Annotated in this window: 1 protein-coding gene; it reads right to left on the minus strand. The window is 40.1% G+C overall.

The features are described 5' to 3' along the window. Nucleotides 1-29: 29 nt before the first annotated feature. A complete protein-coding gene (locus H5975_RS08310; protein WP_098045563.1) occupies nucleotides 30-953 on the minus strand; it encodes an IS30 family transposase in 924 nt (307 codons plus the stop codon). Between the last annotated feature and the right edge of the window lie 101 nt (nucleotides 954-1,054).

Below are 1,054 nucleotides of genomic sequence, written 5' to 3' on the forward strand. Positions count from 1 at the left end.
GGCAGATTGCAATAAATAAATTGAACACTTCATCGAAACATTTTTCGCATAAAGACTTCAATGGGTGATCGCCAGTTGAGACATTTAAGTGGCCGTGAGTTTAAGTCCCAGTTAATTTGAATTAGTTCCTGATCACTAATCTCTTCGATTGGCTTGCCTTTAGGAATAAAGCGACGCAGAACTCGATTACGGTTCTCATTACTACCACGTTCATGTGGCGAATAAGCATGGGCAAAGTAAAGATTAATACCGGTCTGTTCTTCAACTTCACGATAGTTGGCGAATTCTTTACCATGGTCAACCGTGATGGTCTTAAGCTTTGGTCCCAATTGTTTAGCTAGTTCCAGTATGGCTAACGTCATTGCTTGACTACTACGACTTTCAAGACGTTTAACAATCGTTAATCTACTTTGCCGTTCGACAAAAGTGGCCACCGCTTGTCCTCTTCGTTTACCAGATAGAACAGTGTCAGCTTCAAAGTGACCAAACGTTTTACGAGTCTTAACTTCCTGTGGACGTTCTTCAATTGAACGGCCATGACTAAATGTTCCCCGAGTTTCTTTCGCCCGATGACGACGAATACCGCTGTCAGGAAGATCAGATAATTGAATGTCAAGTAAGTCCTGGTCAATCCAGTTATAAATGGTCTTATAGGCAATGCCAACCATGTGAGCAACCTGTTCAGGTGACCACTTCTGAATTTTAATTTTGTCTTCGATCAAGCGTTTTAGATTAGCAGTCAGCACATATTTACGTCCACGTAACTTAAGCTTTGTCTCATGATCCTGTTGAGATCGCTTAGCATTATAAGGTAAAGGGAGACGATGTAATTCATTGAAAATCGTCGTTTTACTGAAGCCCAGATAATCTGCAATATAGCGAAGAGAACGATGCTCATAAAGTAAAGTTTCAATGACAATGCGGTCAGCAAATGATAAAATAGTGGTGCCCATAAAGGTCCTTCTTTCTAATGGAATGTTGTGGTAACACCATTAAAGACCTTTATGGGTTTTCTTGTCCACTTAAATGTTCAACTTATATTTTACAATCTGCC

Source organism: Limosilactobacillus coleohominis (assembly GCF_016901675.1).
GTDB lineage: Bacteria > Bacillota > Bacilli > Lactobacillales > Lactobacillaceae > Limosilactobacillus > Limosilactobacillus intestinavium.

Excerpts from the sequence above, each read along its gene's own strand:
- H5975_RS08310 (WP_098045563.1), bottom strand. The coding sequence starts at position 953 with ATGGGCACCACTATTTTATCATTTGCTGACCGCATTGTCATTGAAACT.